The sequence below is a fragment of the Mesorhizobium sangaii genome (assembly GCF_014207355.1).
In the GTDB taxonomy this organism is placed as follows: domain Bacteria; phylum Pseudomonadota; class Alphaproteobacteria; order Rhizobiales; family Rhizobiaceae; genus Mesorhizobium; species Mesorhizobium sangaii.
This window is the reverse complement of record NZ_JACHEF010000005.1, coordinates 154895-174395: the sequence shown is the minus strand read 5'-3', so window position 1 is coordinate 174395 and position 19501 is coordinate 154895. Positions and strand designations below refer to the sequence as shown.

Genomic DNA, 19501 nt, shown 5'->3' with positions numbered 1-19501 from the left:
AACAACGGTTGGATGGCCGCGCCAGAGTTGGTGCCTCAAACCGAAGCCGTCATGCCGCCATCGACATAGAGCGTATGGCCGTTGACGAAGGACGATGCGTCGGAGGCGAGGAACACGGCGGCGCCGATCAGTTCGTCGACATTGCCCCAGCGCCCGGCGGGCGTGCGCTTCTCCAGCCAGGCGGAAAATTCGGGATTGTCGACCAGCGCCTGATTCATCTCGGTGCGGAAGTAGCCGGGCGCGATCGCGTTGATCTGCAGGCCGTGTTTCGCCCAGTCGGCGCACATGCCTCTGGTCAGATTCCTGATCGCGCCCTTGGTTGCCGTGTAGGGCGCGATGTTCGGCCGGGCCAGTTCGCTCTGCACCGAGCCGATGTTGATGATCTTGCCCATGCCGCGCGCGATCATGTGGCGGGCAACCGCCTTGCCGGCATGGAAGGCGCCCGACACATTGGTCTTGAACAGCCGCTCCCATTGCTCCTCGGGAAAATCCTCGAGCGGGGCGCGGAACTGGACGCCGGCATTGTTGATCAGGATGTCGATGGCGCCGATCTCGGCTTCGATGCGGGCGATGTCCGCGTTGACCGCTTGAAAATCGGTGACGTCGAAGGTCGAGGCGTGCGCCTTGAAGCCGGTAGCGCGCAGCCTTTCGACGGCGCCGCCGATCCTGGCGGCATCGCGGCCGTTCAGCACCACGCTGGCGCCATGTTCGGCTAGGCCACGCGCCAGGGCAAAACCTATGCCCTGACCAGAGCCGGTTACCAGCGCCAGCCGGCCCTCAAGGCTGAACAGCGAGTTTGCCATCAGGCTGTCTTGTGTTCGACCATGATCTCGGACAAACGGTTTCCGTTTGTCCGAGAAAACCGGTTTCCACTTTTCGGGATCATGGTCCTAGTCGTTGCGGCGGAAATTGCGGATGCGGTCGAACAGAACCGCCAGCAGGATGGCGCCGCCGATGAACACGCCCTGCCAGAACGCATTGATGCCGAGCAGGCCGAGACTGTTGCGGATCACCTCGATGAGCGCGGCGCCGACGATGGCGCCGAAGGCGGTGCCGACGCCGCCGGCAAGGTTGGCGCCGCCGATGACGGTGGCGGCGATGACCTGAAGCTCCATGCCGGTGCCTAGATTGGTGGTGACGGCGCCCAGCCATCCAGTCTGGATGATACCGGCAATGCCGGCCGACAGCGCCGAAATCATGTAGACGGCGACCTTGATCTGGCGCACCGGAACGCCCGTCAGCGTCGCCGCATGCTCGTTGCCGCCGATGGCGAAGATGTGCCGGCCGAACTTGGTCCAGCGCAGGACGAAGCCGGTGATCAGCGCCAAAAGGATCATGTAAAGCACTGGATTGGCGATGCCGAACACCCAGGCGCCGCCGCCCAGCGCCAGCAGCTTGTTGTGGTCCGGTCCGAACTGGAAGACGACGGTGTTGTTGGAGGCGACCATGGCCAGGCTGCGGGCGATCGACAACATGCCGAGCGTCACCACGAACGGCGGAAAGCCGAGATAGGCGATCAGGATTCCGTTGAAGGCGCCGATGGCAAGCGCGGTTGCGATAGAGGCCAGGATGCCGATCTCGATCGAGTAGCCGGCATGCATGGTGACCGCAAGCACCATCGACGACAGGCACAGCACCGAACCGACCGAGAGGTCGATGCCGCCGGTGATGATAACGAAGGTCATGCCGAGCGCGATGATGGCGACGAAGGTGATGTTGCGGGTGATGTTGTAGAGGTTCTTCTGCGTGGCGAAGGCGTCGGTGGCAAACGACAGGAACAGGCAGGCGAGGATGACCGCGATAACCACCCAGAAGGTCTGGCTGGCAAACATCTTCGACAGCAAGGTGTGCTGTTTCTGTGCGATCGTCTGGTCAAGGGTGACTGCCATTATCGACCTTTATCTGCCGGTGGAACGCGCTGAAATCAAACCTGTTCGATAGCACCAGTAATCAGCCCGGTGACTTCCTCGGGCGAACTGGACGCGATCGTCTTGTCGGCGACCTTGCGGCCACGCCGCATGACAATGACGCGGTCGGCGACGGTGAAGACGTCGGGCATGCGGTGGCTGATCAGTACGACGGCAATGCCCTGGTCGCGCAAATGGCGGATCAGGTTCAGCACCTCGGCGACCTGCCGCACCGAGATCGCCGCCGTCGGCTCGTCCATCAGCACGATCTTGGCTTGCGACAGCATGGTGCGGGCGATCGCCACCGCCTGGCGCTGGCCACCCGACATCTGCTTGACGAGGTCGCGCGGGCGGGTCTCGGATTTGAGCTCCGCAAAGATCTGGCCGGCGCGCTTGTACATAGAAGCGTAGTCGAGAATGCGGAAGGGGCCGACGCCGCGGCGCAATTCACGGCCGAGATAGACATTCGCCGCTGCCGTCAGATTGTTGCAAAGCGCCAGATCCTGATGGACGATCTCGATGCCGTGCTGGCGGGCCTCGACCGGCTTGTGCAGGATCAAATCCTTGCCGTCCATCTGCATGGTGCCGTGGCTCGGGCGGAAATTGCCGGCGATCATCTTGACCAGCGTCGACTTGCCGGCGCCATTGTCGCCCATCAGGCCGACAACCTGGCCGGGCTCGATCGACAACGACACGTCGTTGACCGCCTGGATGGCGCCGAAATGCTTCGATATGTTGGTGAGTTCGAGAACCGCCACCAGCCTTCTTGCCTCCCCGTGCTTTGCGACCTGCTGCTGTTCCCGGCGTGAATGCCGACGCTGCTTTGGCCTCGCTCTCCCCAACTCCTCCCGGAAACAGCGTCAGCGTTCTTTTACGCAAAAGCCGGCGCGCGTCAATCAATTGTCGGATGAATTAAGGCTGGATTATTCTAAAAATCTGTTTTGTAGGACAAATAGCATTGACGTTGGCGGCGAGCCGATATTAGCTAAGCGTCGGAGGAGATTTTGCCGATCCCTGCCTGCGGTTCGCTGGGTGGAATCGGTGGAGGTTTATCGGTGGAGGTTCCGGCGGCACACCGTGTGTTGAGCCGGTCCAAGGCCGCATCTGGAAATGCTTATCGATCTGTCTTGGCGACACGAGAGCTCGCAAAACGAACCTCGGTCATCACGCGTCCGATCGATCTGTGTGGCGGGCACGCCGTGTCCGTCTGTTTCAAGGGAGGACTGACATGAGGAAATCACTTTTGCTTGCCGCCGCCGCCATGATGGCGCTTGGCGCCGGGCCGGCTTTGGCCAAGAAACAGCTCGTCATTGTCGTGAAAGGTCTCGACAATCCGTTCTTCGAAGCCATCCACCAGGGTTGCGAGAAATGGAACAAGGAAAACGCCAGCTCGGAATATGAATGCTTCTACACCGGCCCGGCTTCGACCTCGGACGAGGCCGGCGAGGCGCAGATCGTCCAGGACATGCTGAGCAAGGCCGACACCGTGGCGATGGCGATTTCGCCGTCCAACGCGCCGCTGATCGCGCAAACGATCAAGACCGCCAATCCGACGATCCCGATCATGACGGTCGATGCCGACCTCAGCAAGGAAGATGCGGCGCTGCGCAAGACCTATCTCGGCACCGACAACTATTTGATGGGCAAGAAGATCGGCGAGTATATCAAGAAGGGCAAGCCGAATGGCGGCACGATCTGCACCATCGAGGGCAATCCTGCGGCCGACAACATCCTGCGCCGCGCGCAAGGCATGCGCGATGCACTGTCGGGCAAGGAAGGCCTCGCGGCGCTGGCCGGCGAAGGTGGCTGGACCGAAGTCGCCGGCTGCCCGGTGTTCACCAATGACGATGGCGCCAAGGGCGTTCAGGCGATGACCGATATCCTCGCCGCCAACCCCAAGCTGGATGCGTTCGGCATCATGGGCGGCTGGCCGCTGTTCGGTGCGCCGCAGCCCTATCGTGATCTGTTCGGGCCGCTCAAGGACCGCATCGCCAGCAACGACTTCGTCATCGGCGCAGCCGACACGATCGGCGACGAGGTCGCGATTGCTCGTGACGGCCTGGTCACCGCACTGGTCGGCCAGCGGCCGTTCGAAATGGGCTACAAGGCACCATCGGTCATGATCGACCTGATCGAAGGCAAGGCCGTCGCCGATCCGGTGTTTACCGGTCTCGACGAATGCACCAAGGACACCGTCGACACCTGCATCCAGAAGTAGGTTCTTGATTTGGGGCGCTCGGCAACGAGCGCCCCCCGTCGATTCCTGAGCGGGACGCTGCGGTTGGGGCGACAGGCTCCGGCTTTGACGCGTCCATGGTCTGGATTTTTCGGCAACGAGATCGGCGCGCCGTGCGGGTTCGGACCAGTCCGGACGACAGACGGCCGACGCATTGGAACGTGGATGCCGGACAAGAAGTCAAAGAAGCCAGCCGACCGGGCCAAGGCACAAGCCAGCCTTCGTCCGGCTGTCATGCGCAGGGCTGGCGCCGCACACTTTTCGGGAGCGAGCGTTCATGTCTCGCTGGCCGCCGAGATCGGTCTCAGGATCGTGCGCGGCGATTATCTGCCCGGCACCATCCTGCCAAACGAGGCCAAATGGGCCGAAATCTTCGATGTCAGCCGTTCGGCGGTGCGCGAAGCCATCAAGATGCTGATGGCCAAGAGCCTTCTGGCCTCGCGCCCCAAGATCGGCAGTTGGGTCGAGCCGAAAGAGCGCTGGAACCTGCTCGACCGCGACGTGCTGGCCTGGTACGCGACGGCGCCAGACCGCGAGGCTTTCCTGCGCACCGTGCAGGAATTTCGCCATATCATCGAGCCGGAAGCCTCGGCCTTTGCCGCCATGCGGCGCAGCGACGAGCAGATGGCCGAGATCAGCCAGGCCTGCCGCGAGATGGGCGATGCCTTGAGCCTGCAGGAGCGTATCCGCGCCGACACGCGTTTTCACCTCGCCATCCTGCGCGCCTCCGGCAACGACCTTCTGGTGCCGCTCGGCGTGCTGATCGAATCGGCACTCGACCATCTCTTCGACTTCACGACGCAGAGGGTTGGTGATCAGCGGCATGCGCAGAAGCTGCATGAGGCGATCGAGAAGAACATCCGCCTGCGGCGTCCGACAGCCGCGCGCAACGCCGTGCACAAACTGCTTGAGAACACCGATGAAGGGATCGGGCGGTCACGGCGGTGATAGCGCGGCAGTGACGCCGGCCCTTAATTGGCTTTCCGTCCGCTGCGCCGACCGCTTCTCCCCTCAAATCGTCTGTTTCTTGCCATCCTTGGTCGGCATCAGGTCGACGCCGTTGACCTTGCCGATATGGGTTGCCAGCATCGGCACGAATTGCTCGGCCGGGCCGGTGGCGAAGGCGCCGGCGAAAGAGTTCTTGGTGGCGTTGCCGAGCGGGTTGGCGATGCCGGCCGCGCCGGCCATCGATTCCAAATAGGTCAGGTCCTTGAAGGCGTTGGCGATGGAGAATTTGTGGGCGTCGCGGTCGCCATCCAGCGTCCAGCGCATGAAGGTCTGGTAGAAACCGCAATCCATGCGGCCGTTGCGGATGACGCTGTCGAAGCGCGGCGGCGAGATGCCGACCTTCTGCGCCAGCGCCAGCGCCTCGGAATAGATCGCGGCATAGCCGAGCGAGATGAAGTTGTTGAGCAGTTTCATGCGGTGGCCGTCGCCGGTGTCGCCGATATGGACGATGCGGCCGGCCCAGGTTTCGAGCACCGGCTTCAGCCGGGCGAAGATGGCGTCGGGCGCGCCGACCATGGCGTCGAGCGTGCCTTCCCAGGCCTCCTTTGGCGTGCGGCTCAGCGGCGCATCGACATAGTCGATGCCGAGCGCCTTGAGTTCGGCCGCCAGTGCAATGGTCGAGACTGGATCGGAGGTCGAGCAGTCGACGACGACCGCGCCCTTTTTCAAGCCCTCCTTGAGGCCGCCCGGGCCGCGAATGATGGCCTCGACTTCGCGCGATCCGGTGACGCAGATAAAGACGATATCCGATGCCGCCGCGACGTCGCGCGAGGTCGATGCTTCCGCGGCACCGCGGCCAAGCAGGTCTTCCGCCGGCTTGCGGTTCTTGCGGCCGAGAAACGTCAGGCTGTAGCCCTTGTCGACGATGTTCTTGGCGATCCCGTGCCCCATCAGGCCAAGCCCGATGAAGCCGATCTTTTCGCGCGCGGCGGTCGTGTTCATGTCTTCAAGTCCTGTTGCAATGATTGATGATCAGCGCTGCCGTTTTGCAGGCGAGGGTGGTTGCGGATTGCGATTTTGTCTGACAATACACATAAACCCCAGCGGATGTGGAGAGCAAAATGTCGAAGCGGATCATGTTCACCGGCGGCAGCGGAAAGGCCGGACGCCATGTCGTGCAATATCTGGTGGAGCAGGGCTGCCAGGTGCTCAACATCGACACCAAGCCGCTCGACAACCCCAAGGTGCGCACGCTGATCACCGACATCACCGACAGCGGACAGGTGTTCAATGCGCTGTCGAGCTATATGGGGTTGCACGAATTCGACCCGTCACTGCGCCCACAGCCTATCGATGCCGTGGTGCATTTCGCCGCCATTCCCCGCATCATGATCACCACCGACAATGAGGTGTTCCGCATCAATGCGCTCGGCACCTACAATGTCATCGAGGCGGCGGTGAAGCTCGGCATCCGCAAGGTTGTGATCGCCTCCAGCGAAACGACCTATGGGCTGGTGTTCGCCAACGAGCCGCGTGATCCCCAGTACTTCCCGCTCGACGAGGATTACGATGTCGATCCGATGGACAGCTACGCGCTGTCCAAGGTCGTCAACGAAAAGACGGCGCGCGCCTTTGCACTGCGCAACGGCACCGACATCTATGCGCTGCGCATCGGCAACGTCATCGAGCCACATGAATATTCGCTGTTTCCGAAATGGTTCGCCGACCCGGGGTTCCGCAAGCGCATCGCCTGGAGCTATGTCGACGCGCGGGACCTTGGCCAGATCACGCTGCGTGCCATCGAGAAGGACGGGCTCGGCTATCAGGTGTTTAACGCCGCCAATGACGATACCTCATCCGACCTGCCGACCGCCGAACTCTTGAAGCGGTTCTATCCCAGCGTACCGGTCAAGGCCGAACTCGGTGAATACGAGACGCTGCTCTCGAACCGCAAGGCGCGGGATATTCTCGGCTTCCGCCCGGAGCACAGCTGGCGCAAATACGTTAAGCAGGCCTGACCCACCGGAGCAATCGGGCTGATCTGTGCACAGCGGCCGGCTTTGCCGCCCAAGCCGCTTGCCGCGCTTGACAGCCCCTGCAATCCGGCCTTTCTGGAGCCTATGCGGGACGCGAAGCCGAACAAGGAAAAATCGCCGGCGAAAGCGGCCTCCGGGGAGCGCCCGGCCGGCGTTCGCCGAGCTGACTCGGCGCGTATCCCCGGCTCGAGCGTCCATGCTTCGCTGGCCAGCGAGATAGGTCTCAGGATCGTGCGCGGCGACTACCCGCCCGGTACCATCCTGCCCAATGAAGCGAAATGGTCGGAGACCTTCAGCGTCAGCCGCTCGGCGGTGCGCGAAGCGATCAAGATGCTGATGGCCAAGAGCCTGTTGGCGTCGCGCCCCAAGATCGGCAGCTGGGTCGAGCCGAAGGAACGCTGGAACCTGCTCGATCGCGATGTACTCGCCTGGTACGCGACGTCCCCGGATCGTGAGGTGTTCCTGAAAACCGTGCAGGAGTTCCGCCACATCATCGAGCCGGAAGCGACCGCCTTTGCCGCCGTGCGGCGGACCGACGAGCAGATGGCCGAGATCAGCCAGGCCTGCCGCGAGATGGGCGAGGCGACGAACCTGCAGGAGCGCACGCGTGCCGACACGCGTTTCCACCTGGCGATCCTGCGGGCATCCGGCAACGACCTTTTGGTGCCACTCGGCGTGCTCATCGAATCCGCGTTCGATCACCTGTTCGCCTATACGACGCGGGAGTTGGATGATTTGCAGCACGCACAGAAGCTGCATGAGGCGATCGAGAAGAACATCCGCCTGCAGCGGCCGGATGCGGCACGCAATGCGGTGCGCAAGTTGTTGGCCAACACCGACGGCGTCATCCGTTCACGGTAGGGCCTAAAGGGCGCGGCTAACCCTCCTTCTCCCGCCCGAGGGCGGCGCGAAGCTCGTCCTTGGCGTCCTCAAGCACTTGTCTGCGCGAAGCGGGCAGATTCTTGCCGGCGCGGTTGATGTAGAAGTTCAGCATCGACATGGCGGACTTGAACGGCTCGGCCTTGCGCCGGTGGCTGTGTTCGGCGGATCGTTTGAGGGAGGCGGCGATCTTCCTAGCGTCGGACTCGAAGACGTGGTCCTCGAGATCCATAGCGTCGCTGTGCTCGGTCACCTCGGCCGACCATTTCTTCTTCGCCGTCATGGCAGGACTCCTTTGCAGGGTGGCTTGCCGGGAAACTCCACACCTTGGCATCGGTTCCTCATTCGTCTTGGGTCTGGTGCGACAGATTTGCCCACCGTGGCGCTGCTGCGCGTTGCGAATGTGCCGATAGTGGCGCAAACGGCAGCCGATTTTCGAGACCGCCGATAGGTAACGCCTTGACCCGAACCGATTTGAGCCGGCCGAGCCCCGGTATCGACAGCAGCTATTCCTGGATGCGGCTCGCCATTTCGATGCTGCTGGCGACGATCGGCGGCGTCGGCATGTGGGCTGTCGTCGTCGTGCTGCCCGCCGTGCAGGCCGAGTTCGGCGTTGATCGCGCCGCGGCGTCCATGCCTTACACCGCGACCATGGTCGGTTTCGCCGCCGGCAACGTGCTGGTCGGCCGCGCCATCGACCGCATGGGCTACTGGATCCCGGCGCTGCTCTCCTCGATTGCGCTCGCCGCCGGCCTCCTGCTCGCGGCGCTGTCGACCTCCATCCTGCAATTCACCCTTGCTCAAGGGCTATTGATCGGTGTCGGTACATCGGTGATCTTCGGGCCGCTGATCGCCGATATCTCGCACTGGTTCAATCGCCGGCGCGGTGTCGCGGTGACCGCGGCCGCCGCCGGCAACTACCTTGCTGGAGCGATCTGGCCGACCATCATGCCGACGCTGATGAAGGCGGAAGGCTGGCGCTTCACCTATGCCGCGATCGGCGTCTTCTGTCTGGTGACCATGGTGCCGCTGGTGCTGATGCTGCGGCGCGGTGCCCCGGAGACTGCCGCAGCTGGTTCGCCGGGAAGCCGGCCGGTGCAGCCGATCCCGCTGTCGCCGGCGACCTTGCAGGTGCTGCTGGTCATCGCCGGCCTCGGCTGCTGTGTGGCGATGTCGATGCCGCAGGTGCATATCGTCGCCTATTGCATGGATCTCGGCTACGGCATGGCGCACGGAGCTGACATGCTGTCGATCATGATGGCGGCGGGCGTCGCCAGCCGGCTGGCCTCCGGTTTTCTCGCTGACCGCATCGGCGGCGTAAAAACGCTGCTCATCGGCTCGGTGCTGCAATGCCTGTCGCTGCTGTTCTACATTCCCTTCGACGGGCTTGCATCGCTTTACGTCGTGTCGCTGGTGTTCGGCCTGTCGCAAGGCGGCATCGTACCCTGCTACGCGATCATCGTGCGCGAATACATGCCGGCCAGGGAGGCCGGCCAGCGTATCGGCATCGTCATGATGGCGACGATCTTCGGCATGGCGATCGGCGGCTGGATGTCGGGCTGGATCTACGACCTGACCGGCTCCTACGCCGCGGCATTCCTCAACGGTATCGCCTGGAATCTGCTGAACGTACTGGCGATCGGTCTGTTGTTCTGGAAGGCAAGGCAACGTGCCGTGGCGATGGCTTGAACGGGCAGGGCAGTTCGCATTGCTTGACAAGGGCGAGAGGCTGCGCGACGCCAGAAGGCGAGTGGTACGGCAAAGCAAGCCGGGTGTGATGACGACTGGAAGGACGATCGTGGCGCAACCGCGCTTTGGTGGGTGCGCTTCAGAGCGAGCGGGTCCTTGATCAAGCCGCGCTCGCGCAGGGGCGGCGGCCGCCCAACGATTGCCGATGTCGCGCGCAAGGCCGGCGTCGGCGCCATCACCGTGTCGCGCGCCCTGCGCGAGCCGGAGCGCGTCTCGGAGGAATTGCGACGCCAGATCCAGGCCGCAGTCGACGAACTCGGTTACGTGCCGGACCCGAATGCGCGGGCACTGGCTTCGGCGCGCGCCGAGGTGTTTGGCGTGCTGGTGCCGTCGCTCACCAACAACGTCTTTGCTGAGGTGGTGCGCGGCATCTACGACAGCCTGTCGGCCAGCCCGTTCCGCATCCAGCTTGGCAACACCCATTATTCCGGCCTCGAGGAAGAGCGGCTGCTGCAGGTCTTCGGCTCGCAGCGGCCGGCAGCGTTGATCGTCGCCGGCATCGACCAGACGCCGATCTCGCGAAAACTGCTGGAGAGTGCCGGCTGCCCGGTGGTGCAGGTCATGGAAACCGGGCCCGATCCTGTCGACATGATGGTCGGCTTCTCGCATTTCGACGGCGGCAGGACGGCGACCGAACATCTGATCGAGGCTGGCTACCGCCGCATCGGCTTCATCGGCGCGCGCATGGACCCGCGCTCGCAGCGGCGTCTGGCCGGCTATCGGGCGGCGATGGAGGCCGCCGGCCTGTTCGACCCACGCCTCGTCACCACCACGCCGGTGCTGTCCAGCGTGCCGCTCGGGCGCGAAATGCTCCGCGACGCGCTGGCCAAGGTGCCTACGCTCGACGGTGTGTTCTGCAACAATGACGACATCGCGCTCGGGGTGTTGTTCGAGTGCCATCGGGCCTCGATAGCCGTGCCGAAGACGATCGGCATCGTCGGCTTCAACGATCTCGACATGATGCAGGTGGCGTTTCCTTCGATCACCAGCATCCGCACCCACCGCTATGAGATCGGCCGACGCGCGGTCGCCATGGCGCTGGCGGCGATCGCCGGCAGCAGGCCGGAACAACGGATCGTCGATCTCGGCTTCGAACTCAAGCGCCGCGAGAGCACTGCCCGTTGAAACACACAGAAGCGACTGTGTGAATGCCGGTTTACACAACGTCATGGTAGCGCTACCAATTGCCTAAGATGGAAACCTACGGCAAAAGCCAAGTCCTGTTTATTATACATAAGCGACAGCTGATGCTTGTTTATTATGTATAATATGATAGTTTTTATTTCCCATTTAGAGGTGGCAAGGGAGGGAGCCCGGTCGACATTGGCGACTTAAGAAAGCGCGACAGGCAAGGCAGGAGGTGTCTGGCCGGACGCGTGAAGTGCATGGCAGCCAAAACAATCAAAACTGCAACTGGGAGGAATATCGATGATCAAGTCACTCGTGGGTGGCATCGTTGCCGCCACTGCATTTGTCATGCTCAACTCGGCCGCAATGGCCGCCGGCCCCGAAATCGTGAAGGGACCAGCCGCCGAACCGGACTGCTTCGCGCCCTGGGCCGCAGATACGCAGTTCTTCAAGTTTCCCAAAAAAGATGGCCCATACCGGATCGCGCTCGCCAATGGCTATATCGCCAACACCTGGCGTATCCAGATGATCCAGACAGCCAAGGCGTATGCAGCGCAAAAGGACGTCGCCGCCAAGCTGAAGGAATTCAAGGTGGTGTCGACCGGCGAGGATGTGCCGGCGCAGATTTCGGCGATCAATAACTTCATCGATTCCGGCTATGACGCCATTGTTGTCAACGCGCAGAACCCGACAGCTTTCGCGCCGGTCATCAAGCGCGCCAAGGAAGCCGGCGTCGTGCTGGTCGCCTTCGACAACATTCTCGACACCAAGGATGCCATCAACGTCAATGTCGATCAGAAGGGCCTCGGCGAACTTTGGGGCAAATGGCTGACCGGCCATATACCCGAAGGCGGCAAGATTCTTGAAGTCCGTGGCGTCGCCGGCACGTCGGTCGACACCGATCGCCACAATGGCATCCATGAGGTTCTCGACGCTTCGGGCAAGAAATGGGACGTCACCGAAGTCGCCGGCAAGTGGGACGATCCGACAGCGCAGAAGGTCACCGCTGACGCGATCGCCACCAATGGTCCGTTCGTCGGCATCACCGGCCAGGGTGGCGACACCGGTATCGTGCAGGCGATGATCGACGCCAAGCATCCGTTCGTGCCGTTCGGCGGCGAAACGGAGAACGGCTTCCGCAAGTTCTGCGCGGCGCATGCGGCGGACGGACTGAAATGCTCGTCAGCCGGTACCGGCCCGGCCCAGGTGGCGGTTGCCATCAAGACGGCGATCTCAGCTCTTGAAGGCAATGTCGTCCCGCAGTCGGTCAAGCTGCCGCTTGCGATCGTCGAGGATCCGAACTTCAAGGCAGGTCAGGATTTCTTCCCCGATCAGTCCGACAATTTCTTCGTCGGCAATTCCTTCCCGACCTGCGGTATCAATTTCACCGCGCAGGAAATCATGGGCCAGACCAAGGCCGACCAGTAGCTGCACCCCGGCGCCGCGGAGACCCCACGGCGCCGACCACTCGATATCCCTAGTCGTCAAAGAGCCTCGGGAGGCCCGATGGACGGTGCGGTTCCGCTCTTCCGGATGGAAGGCATATCCAAGCGCTATGGTGGTGTGCGGGCGCTGGAAAAGGCCGAGCTTTCGGTCTCATCCGGCAGCATCCATGCCATTCTCGGCGAAAACGGTGCCGGCAAATCGACGCTGATCAAGGTGATGGCGGGTGTCGTTGCGCCCGACGAAGGCCGCATGACGCTCGATGGCCGCGAGGTGACATTCGCTTCGCCGGCTGCCGCCAACCAGGCCGGCATCGTCTGCATCTTCCAGGAATTGTCGCTGGTTCCCGAACTCAGCGTTGCCGACAACATTGTTATCTCGGACCCGCCGACGCGGTTCGGCATGATCGACCGCAAGGCACAACGCCGGATTGCGGAGGAAGCGTTGGCGCGCGCGGGCGCCGCAGACATCCACCCGTTGGCACTGGTCAAGGACCTGCCGCTGTCGCGCCGCCAGATGGTCGAGATCGCCAAGGCGCTGGCACGCAAGCCGCGAATCCTGATCCTCGACGAGGCGACCTCGGCGCTGACCGCGACGGATGTCGCCAAGATTTTCGGCGTGCTGAAACGACTGCGCTTGGAAGGGCTGGCGCTGCTCTATATCTCGCACCGCATGAACGAGATCGCCGAACTGGCCGACCAATGCACGGTGTTTCGCAACGGTCGCAATGTCGCCAGTTATGCGGCGGGCACAAAGAGTGACAATGAAGTCGTCGAACTGATGATCGGGCGAGAATACAGCCATATCTTTCCGCCGAAGCCGGCACGCGCTTCGGTTGCCGCCGTTCCGGTGTTGGAGGCACGCAAGCTTTCATGGACCGACCGGCTGGACAATGTCTCGCTGACGGTTGGGGCAGGCGAGGTCGTCGGTCTTGGCGGCCTCGACGGTCAGGGCCAACGCGAATTGCTGCTTGCCTTCTTCGGGGTGTTGCGCGGTCTGTCGGGCCAGGTCCTCATCGACGGCAGGCCCGTTGCCATTGCCAGCCCCGCTGGCGCGCGTGAAGACGGTATCGGGATGGCGCTCATTCCCGAAGACCGCAAGACCGAAGGGCTGATGCTGCCGATGACGGTGCGCGAGAACCTGTCCTTCGCCGCGCTCGACCGGCTGTCCAAAGCCGGCATCATCGACCGTGCCGCCGAGCAGCGGCTGATCGACGACATGGTCGGCCTGCTGGCGATCAAGACCGCGGGGCTCGACATTCCGGTCGGCGCGCTGTCGGGCGGCAACCAGCAGAAGGTGGTCATCGCCAAATGGCTGATGCGCCAGCCGCGCATCATCCTGCTCAACGATCCGACGCGCGGCATCGATGTCGGCACCAAGCAGGAGCTCTACCAACTGATGCGCAAGCTCGCCGATGCCGGCGCTGCGATCCTGTTCTATTCGACCGACTATGACGAGTTGATCGGCTGCTGCGACCGCGTGCTGGTGCTCTATGACGGGGCGGTCAAGCGCGAGTTGGTTGGCGCCGAGATCACCGAGCGGGCGCTGATCGCCAGCGCGCTCAACATTCACGGCGAGGAGAGCCCCGTGAGCCTGGGAGCAAACGCGTGAAGGATTGGCGCTACTGGCTGGCCGAGCAGCGTGGGACGCTACTGGCGCTCGGCATCTTCATCGTTATGTTCGTCATCTACACCTCGAACCATCCGGCCGGCTTCACCGCCAATGTCGTGCAGACGGCAGCCAACAAGGGCGTGCTGCTCGCCTTCGTCGCCATGGCCCAGACGCTGGTCGTGATCACCGCCGGCATCGACCTGTCCGTGGGCATGATCTTCACCCTGACCAATTGCCTGGCGTCCTGGCTGGTCATCGGTACCGGCATCGAAACAGCCTTCGGCGTCCTCGCGGTGCTCGGCACCGGGCTGCTGTGCGGGGCGATCAACGGGGCCATCGTCATCTATGGACGGCTGCAGCCGATTGTCGCCACCATCGCCACCGGCGCCGTCTACTTCGGCATTGCCCTGCTGCTGCGGCCTTTTCCCGGCGGCTCGGTCAACGAGGACCTCGCCGACGCTTTGACTGGACGACTGTTCGGCGTGGTGCCGGCAAGCTTGGTCGTGCTGCTGGCCGTGGTGTTGTTTGTCTGGGTGCCGTTCAGCCGCTCGGTGCTCGGTCGTGCGGCTTACGCAGCCGGCTCGTCGGAGACGGCGGCCTACATGTCCGGCGTGCCGATCCGCCGTGGAAAATTCGCGGCCTACGCTCTGGCCGGGTTGCTTGCCGCAGTCGGCGGGCTGTTCCTGACCTTCTTCACCTATACCGGCGAGGCAGCCTATGCCAGCGGCAACGCCTATACGCTGTTTTCGATCGCCGCCGTGGTGCTTGGCGGCGTCTCGCTGTTCGGCGGCAAGGGCAGCGCCATCGGGGCGATCTTCGGCGCGCTGGCGTTCCGCACCATCGGTGACCTGCTCTTCGTCTTCGATTTCGATCCGCTCTGGCAACCGCTGTTCCAGGGCGTTATCCTGCTGATCGCGGTCAGCCTCGGCGCCTTCGCCCTGTTTCGGGTCCGCAACCGGCTGGAGTGGTTCCTGTGAGCGAAACGACGCTTGGCGGCATTGCCGGCCGCATGCCCCGATTCATCCGGCGCGCCGATCCGGCGGTACTGACGGCCTTTGCCTGCATCGTGCTGCTGCTGTTCCTCGGCAGCCTCTATTCCAGAAGCTTCCTGTCACCTGAATATCTTCTGCAGCAGCTCAAGGTGGCGTCGTTCCTCGGCGTCATCGCCACCGGCATGATGCTGGTCATCCTGCTTGGCCAGATCGACCTGTCGGTGCCGTGGTCGGTCGCAATGGGCGCCATGATGGCCAGTGCGGCAGCCGCCTATGGTCCGGTCGGCGTGGCGGTGGCCATCCCGTTCGGCATCATCTGCGGCATGCTGATCGGCGTCGTCAACGGCATCGGCGTCGCCTATCTGCGCATCCCCTCGATGATCATCACGCTGGCCACCAACGCCGTCGCGCAGGGGCTGATGGTGGTCTACACCGGCGGCTTCTCGCCACAGGATTCGGCGACGGGCGCCATGCGCTACCTGGCAACCGGGTTTGCCATTCCGGGTGTGCCCAACGCGGTCATCATCTGGGCGCTGATCGGCGCGGCGATGGTGTTCGTGCTGACCCGCACCAGCTTCGGCCGCGCCGTCTACGGCATCGGCAACCGCGAGCGCGCCGCCTATCTCTCTGGTATCGACACGCGGCGCGTAGTGATGATCGCCTTCGCCGTCTCCGGCGGGCTCTCGGCCTTCGGCGGCGTGCTTCTTGCCGGCTATGCTTCCAAGGCGGCGCAATCGATGGGCGACGCCTATCTGTTGCCGTCAATCGCCGCGGTGGTGCTTGGTGGCACCTCGATCCTGGGCGGGCGCGGCTCCTATCTCGGCACCGTTGCAGGCGTCATCCTGATCACGCTGCTGCAATCCATCCTGTCGGTCATGCAGATGCCGGAGGCGGGGCGGCAGATCATCTATGGCATCGTCATCGTTGCCATGCTGTTGCTCTACGGCCGCGCGCCGGCAAGCCGCTGACAGTGGACGAAAAGACAGAACAGGCGCCAACGGGCGCTCCCGGTTCGGTGCCGGCCATTGTGGTGATGGGCGTCGCCGGCTGCGGCAAGTCGGCCGTCGGCACCGCGCTGGCCGCCACGCTGGGCGCCATCTTCATCGAGGGCGACAGGTTGCATCCGCCCGAAAACGTCGCGCGCATGGCAAGAGGCGAACCGCTCACCGATCAACTGCGCGAAGGCTGGCTCGACGCGATCGGCGAGCGCATCGTGGTCTCGGTAGGGCAAGGCGAAGGCGTGGTTGCCGCCTGCTCGGCGCTGAAGCGCAGCTATCGCGAGCGGCTGAGCGGCTTCTGCCCGGAGATCGTCTTCCTCTACCTGGAGATCGACGCTGCTGCGGCGAGGCGACGCGTCGCCAGCCGCAAGGGCCATTTCATGCCGGCGAGCCTTGTCGACAGCCAGTTCGCCATCCTTGAGCCGCCGGCGGCGGACGAGCGGGCATTGACGCTCGATGCGACGCGCCCGGTCGACGAACTTGTCGCTGCCGCGATTCGTCAGATGCGCTAAATCTGCGACGTCAGTTCGACCGGAAAATCATCATTGTCGGCGTCGCGCATGGCGGCGAGGCTGCGATTGTCCAGCACTTCGGCAATCGCCTGGCGCACTTCCAACATCATGTGCCGGACCTGGCAGGTCGCCTCGTCGCAGTCCTCGCAGCGCTGATACTGTGTGCGGCTGGCGCAGGGGATCGGCGCCAGCGGTCCGTCAAGCACGCGCACGACATGGCCGATCTTGATTTCGGAGGCCGGCCGGGCAAGGCGGTAGCCACCTTCCTTGCCCTTGCGGCTCTGGACGAAGCCGGCGTTGCGCAACTCGCCCAGGATGGCATCGAGGAACTTCTTCGGGATGTTGTTGGCAACCGCGATGTCGTTGACAAAGGCCAGTTGGCCAGCCGGCAGGCCGGACAGATGCACGAGGGCCTTGAGGCCGTATTTGCCTTTTTTAGTCAGCATGCCCAGATCAACCCATTGAAGCCCCAACCACCCGCATCTGGCGACTGTTTGTGTGCAAATAATGACGTTTTCGCCGCGCGATGACGTTTCCCGAAAACAAGCCGCCAGATGGCACGTTAGGCACAAACGCGTTGATTCTTTGTAACGTTTTGCAGGGATGAAGCCGATAGAGTCAGTTCCACCCGATAGAATCGGGCTGGAACTCTGCTTCTCGGCTTGAACATGACCTCTAGCGAAAACCGGATTCCGCTGTTCGAGATCATGCTTTGGGTCCGCTGAAACCGGATTGCCGGCACATGAAACGAAAAAAGCCGGCAAAGCGCCGGCTTCCGCGTTCACCCTCGGATGTTGCTGCCGTCAGCGGCTGCCGTAGGTCTGGTCGAGTAGGCCACCGGCGGCGAAATGCTCCTTCTGGACCTTGTCCCAGCCGCCGAAGACGTCATCCACGGTCAGCAGGCGGACATCGGGAAAGTCGGCCTTGTACTTGGCGGCAACGGTCGCGTCGCGGACCCGGTTGCCGTTCTGGGCGAGGATGTCCTGGCCCTCCGGCGTGTAGAGGAAGTCGAGATAGGTCTTGGCCAGATCGCGCGTGCCATGCTCGTCGGCCACCTTGTCGACGATCGCCACCGGGAATTCGGCGAGCAGGCTGACCGAGGGCGTGACCTGCTCGAACTTGTCGTCGCCATATTCCTTGCGGATGCCGCGCGTCTCGGACTCGAAGGTGATCAGCACGTCACCGATCTCGCGCTGCACGAAGGTGGTGGTCGCGGCGCGGCCGCCGGTGTCGAAGATCGGCACGTTGTTGAACAGCTTGGTGATGAATTCCTTCACCTTGGCGTCGTCGCCCTTGAAGGCTTCCTTGGCGTAGGCGGTGGCCGCTAGATAGGTGTAGCGCGCATTTCCCGAGGTTTTCGGGTTGGGGAAGATCACCTGCACGTCGTCGCGCACGAGATCGTTCCAGTCCTTGATGTGCTTGGGATTGCCGGCGCGCACGAGGAAGGACGGCAGCGAATAGAAGGGCGAGGCGTTGTCAGGAAAACCCTTCTGCCAGTCGGCCGACACGAGGCCCTTCTTGACCAGGAAATCGATGTCGGTGACCTGGTTGAACGTGACGACATCGGCGCCGAGCCCTTCGGCGATGGCGCGCGCCTGCGCCGAGGTGCCGGCGTGCGATTGGTCGACGGTGACGCCGGGATGCCCTGCGACGAAGGCCTTGTTGACCTGGACGAACAGTTCGCGGCCGACGTCATAGGATGCGTTGAGCAGTTTGTCGGCCGACCAGGCTTGGGAGGATGCGAGGAACAGGCCGGCGACGGCGGCGACGCCAAGGAAAAATCGCTTCATGAAAACGGGCTCCGATGCAATGCGTTTATAGTCGGACCATAGCCGTGGCGCAGGATGCGCGACGAGGTACGCGCAACGGTTCCACGCTCGTATCGCGAGAAAAGATATCGCCAAAACGGCCGGCTGTTAGGACATGCCTTCCAGGCATGAGTCTTTTTAATGTCCCAGCCGGCACAATGACGCTGGGTACGCGCACAATCCTTCCCAAACTGATGGGGAGGCGAATTGGATCAAGTGGCCGGGAAAAGCTTCCAGCGACCGGGGCGGAAGGCCACCCGGCTTTTCTGCGCCGCGGGGTGATCGACCGGCAATTCGATTTCGACCCGCTGGCGCTCGCCGCCGATCTCAAGCTCCACTCGCCGCGTACCGGCGACGCGGCGGCTGGCGGCGACCGTGCCGGCGATGCAGCCGCTGCAGCCGTCGAGCAATTCGACATCGTGCGGGCGGAAGAACAGCGTCGCGTCGCCCGAGGGCTCGTGGGGCGCGGCAAGTCCGATCGGACGGTCGGCGAGCCAGATCTCGCCATTCTCGACCTTGACGGGAAGCGAGCTCGATTCACCGATAAAGCCATAGACGAAGGGCGAGTTCGGCGTGTCGTAGATGTCGTCGGCGGTGCCGACCTGCTCGATGCGGCCCTGGCTCATCACCACGACGCGGTCGGCAAGCTCCAGCGCCTCTTCCTGGTCATGGGTGACGAAGACGGTGGTGTGGCCGGTGGCGTCATGGATTTCGCGCAGCCAGCGGCGCAATTCCCGGCGCACCTGTGCGTCGAGCGCGCCGAATGGCTCGTCGAGCAGCAGCACCTTGGGCTCGATCGCCATGGCGCGCGCCAGCGCCACGCGCTGGCGCTGGCCACCGGAGAGCTGTGCCGGATAGCGCTTTTCCAGCCCCGAAAGCTGGACAAGGTCGAGCAGTTCCGAAGCGCGGCGGCGGATCTCCTGCGCCGGCGGACGCGACGGACCGTGCCGGACCTTGAGGCCGAAGCCGATATTGTCGGCCACCGTCATGTGCCGGAACAGCGCATAGTGCTGGAACACGAAGCCGACATTGCGTTCCTGGATCGACCTTTGCGAGGCGTCCTCGTCGCCGAAGAAGATCTTTCCCCGTGTCGGCCGCTCCAGCCCGGCAATCAGCCTGAGCAGCGTCGTCTTGCCGGAACCGGACGGCCCCAGAAGCGCGATCAGCTCGCCCGACTTGATGTCGAGCGACACGTCGTGAAGCGCCGGAAACCGGTCAAACTCCTTGCGCACGTTGGCAACGCGAACTTCCATG

At 63.3% G+C, this 19501-nt stretch carries 19 protein-coding genes; 11 read left to right on the top strand and 8 right to left on the bottom strand.

Annotation, left to right across the window (positions count from 1 at the left end):
- Positions 1-35 precede the first annotated feature (35 nt).
- The 3 genes from HNQ71_RS23545 to HNQ71_RS23535 form a co-directional block, all read right to left on the bottom strand.
- Positions 36-803, bottom strand: a complete 768-nt coding sequence (locus tag HNQ71_RS23545; RefSeq protein ID WP_184875025.1) for an SDR family oxidoreductase — start codon at positions 801-803, stop codon at positions 36-38.
- Positions 804-890: 87 nt separating this feature from the next.
- Positions 891-1889, bottom strand: coding sequence for an ABC transporter permease (locus tag HNQ71_RS23540; protein WP_184875024.1), 999 nt, complete (start codon positions 1887-1889; stop codon positions 891-893).
- A gap of 35 nt (positions 1890-1924) precedes the next feature.
- The gene (locus tag HNQ71_RS23535) at positions 1925-2665 is read right to left on the bottom strand and encodes an ATP-binding cassette domain-containing protein (RefSeq protein ID WP_095091448.1); all 741 of its coding nucleotides are present in this window, start codon (positions 2663-2665) and stop codon (positions 1925-1927) included.
- 470 nt (positions 2666-3135) lie between these two features.
- Between HNQ71_RS23535 and HNQ71_RS23530 the strand changes: the two genes are divergently transcribed.
- The gene (locus tag HNQ71_RS23530; protein WP_184875023.1) at positions 3136-4125 is read left to right on the top strand and encodes a sugar-binding protein; all 990 of its coding nucleotides are present in this window, start codon (positions 3136-3138) and stop codon (positions 4123-4125) included.
- Between the two features lie 183 nt (positions 4126-4308).
- A complete protein-coding gene (locus HNQ71_RS23525) occupies positions 4309-5091 on the top strand; it encodes a FadR/GntR family transcriptional regulator (RefSeq protein ID WP_184875022.1) in 783 nt (260 codons plus the stop codon).
- A 63-nt stretch (positions 5092-5154) separates the two neighbouring features.
- Here the strand turns inward: HNQ71_RS23525 and HNQ71_RS23520 are convergent, their stop codons facing one another.
- Positions 5155-6093 (bottom strand): NAD(P)-dependent oxidoreductase, encoded by a 939-nt coding sequence (locus HNQ71_RS23520; RefSeq protein ID WP_184875021.1) that lies wholly within the window; start codon positions 6091-6093, stop codon positions 5155-5157.
- 119 nt (positions 6094-6212) lie between these two features.
- Here HNQ71_RS23520 and HNQ71_RS23515 point away from each other — a divergent pair, with 119 nt between their 5' ends.
- Positions 6213-7109, top strand: coding sequence for an NAD-dependent epimerase/dehydratase family protein (locus HNQ71_RS23515; protein ID WP_184875020.1), 897 nt, complete (start codon positions 6213-6215; stop codon positions 7107-7109).
- A gap of 102 nt (positions 7110-7211) precedes the next feature.
- Entirely contained in the window at positions 7212-7988 is a 777-nt protein-coding gene (locus HNQ71_RS23510; protein WP_184875019.1) for a FadR/GntR family transcriptional regulator, read from the top strand.
- Positions 7989-8004: 16 nt separating this feature from the next.
- Here HNQ71_RS23510 and HNQ71_RS23505 read toward each other — a convergent pair whose 3' ends face one another.
- Positions 8005-8289 (bottom strand): DUF3175 domain-containing protein, encoded by a 285-nt coding sequence (locus HNQ71_RS23505; RefSeq protein WP_184875018.1) that lies wholly within the window; start codon positions 8287-8289, stop codon positions 8005-8007.
- A gap of 176 nt (positions 8290-8465) precedes the next feature.
- Between HNQ71_RS23505 and HNQ71_RS23500 the strand changes: the two genes are divergently transcribed.
- The 7 genes from HNQ71_RS23500 (at position 8466) to HNQ71_RS23470 (ending at position 16439) form a co-directional block, all read left to right on the top strand.
- Complete coding sequence (locus tag HNQ71_RS23500) at positions 8466-9695, top strand: MFS transporter (protein ID WP_184875017.1); 1230 nt, start codon at positions 8466-8468, stop codon at positions 9693-9695.
- A 156-nt stretch (positions 9696-9851) separates the two neighbouring features.
- On the top strand, positions 9852-10880 hold the full coding sequence (gntR, locus tag HNQ71_RS23495) for an HTH-type transcriptional regulator GntR (protein ID WP_184875016.1): 1029 nt from the start codon (positions 9852-9854) through the stop codon (positions 10878-10880).
- A 303-nt stretch (positions 10881-11183) separates the two neighbouring features.
- A complete protein-coding gene (locus HNQ71_RS23490; protein WP_184875015.1) occupies positions 11184-12311 on the top strand; it encodes a sugar ABC transporter substrate-binding protein in 1128 nt (375 codons plus the stop codon).
- A 78-nt stretch (positions 12312-12389) separates the two neighbouring features.
- Positions 12390-13937 (top strand): sugar ABC transporter ATP-binding protein, encoded by a 1548-nt coding sequence (locus HNQ71_RS23485; protein ID WP_184875014.1) that lies wholly within the window; start codon positions 12390-12392, stop codon positions 13935-13937.
- Positions 13934-14914 carry an ABC transporter permease subunit gene (locus tag HNQ71_RS23480; protein ID WP_184875013.1) on the top strand — a complete coding sequence of 327 codons (981 nt, stop codon included), beginning with the start codon at positions 13934-13936 and terminating at the stop codon, positions 14912-14914. The genes HNQ71_RS23485 and HNQ71_RS23480 overlap by 4 nt, the downstream gene beginning before the upstream one ends.
- Positions 14911-15897, top strand: a complete 987-nt coding sequence (locus HNQ71_RS23475) for an ABC transporter permease subunit (protein WP_184875012.1) — start codon at positions 14911-14913, stop codon at positions 15895-15897. Before HNQ71_RS23480 ends, HNQ71_RS23475 begins: the two co-directional genes overlap by 4 nt.
- Before the next feature lie 2 nt (positions 15898-15899).
- A complete protein-coding gene (locus HNQ71_RS23470) occupies positions 15900-16439 on the top strand; it encodes a gluconokinase, GntK/IdnK-type (RefSeq protein WP_184875011.1) in 540 nt (179 codons plus the stop codon).
- On the opposite strand, the gene HNQ71_RS23465 is transcribed toward HNQ71_RS23470, so the two are convergent.
- The 3 genes from HNQ71_RS23465 to HNQ71_RS23455 all read right to left on the bottom strand — a co-directional run bounded on the left by HNQ71_RS23465 (position 16436) and on the right by HNQ71_RS23455 (position 19500).
- Positions 16436-16885, bottom strand: coding sequence for an RrF2 family transcriptional regulator (locus tag HNQ71_RS23465; protein ID WP_013530871.1), 450 nt, complete (start codon positions 16883-16885; stop codon positions 16436-16438). The genes HNQ71_RS23470 and HNQ71_RS23465 overlap by 4 nt on opposite strands.
- 357 nt (positions 16886-17242) lie before the next feature.
- Positions 17243-18229, bottom strand: coding sequence for a sulfate ABC transporter substrate-binding protein (locus HNQ71_RS23460; RefSeq protein ID WP_184875010.1), 987 nt, complete (start codon positions 18227-18229; stop codon positions 17243-17245).
- Between the two features lie 230 nt (positions 18230-18459).
- Positions 18460-19500, bottom strand: coding sequence for a sulfate/molybdate ABC transporter ATP-binding protein (locus tag HNQ71_RS23455; RefSeq protein ID WP_184875009.1), 1041 nt, complete (start codon positions 19498-19500; stop codon positions 18460-18462).
- Position 19501: the final 1 nt, after the last annotated feature.